Below are 570 nucleotides of genomic sequence, written 5' to 3'. Positions count from 1 at the left end.
CATAAATGCAATTAAAGCAAAAGATTCAACCCGAGAAGAAATCCCAAATCCAGCAACAACTTCGGGACTATAAGTCGCTAATAAACTGGTAATAATTCCCAGAGAAATCGGCGTAATCATATTGGTAGATGCCGCAGGTAAACCCACATATAAAATCTCTTTCCAACAGTCCCAACAATTTCTCAGACAGGTGAGACTCCAAAGAATCATTCGTTCTCGGAAATGAAGCACAATTAAAGAGGCAATTAACGTTAGAGAACGAGCAATAACTGTGGCTAATGCTGCCCCTTTTAAGCCCCAACTGGGAATGAACGCCCAACCAAAAATAAACACCGGATCTAAGGCAATATTCACAATCGCCGCAAACGTCATAATTAGACTGGGGATTTTGGTGTCACCCGCCGCCCGAATGGCACTATTTCCCACCATTGGAACGACGAGACAAATCATGCCGGGATACCAAATTTGCATATAATCGTGAATATAGGGCATGACTTCAGAACCCGCCCCTAAGAGTTTAAATAAAGGGTCAATTGTTGCCAATCCAATGAGGATAAAAATTCCCACAAT

The 570-nt window shown here is 42.1% G+C and carries 1 protein-coding gene; it reads right to left on the bottom strand.

Translation table 11 applies throughout. From position 1 onward, the window contains the following. On the bottom strand, positions 1 to 567 hold a 567-nt coding region (locus M595_RS28405; protein ID WP_275044473.1), incomplete at its 3' end, for an MATE family efflux transporter. Positions 568 to 570: the final 3 nt, after the last annotated feature.

The sequence above is a fragment of the Lyngbya aestuarii BL J genome (genome assembly GCF_000478195.2).
Taxonomy (GTDB): Bacteria; Cyanobacteriota; Cyanobacteriia; order Cyanobacteriales; family Microcoleaceae; genus Capilliphycus; species Capilliphycus aestuarii.
The sequence above is the reverse complement of the archived record's forward strand: the minus strand, read 5'-3'. Positions and strand labels throughout refer to the sequence as shown.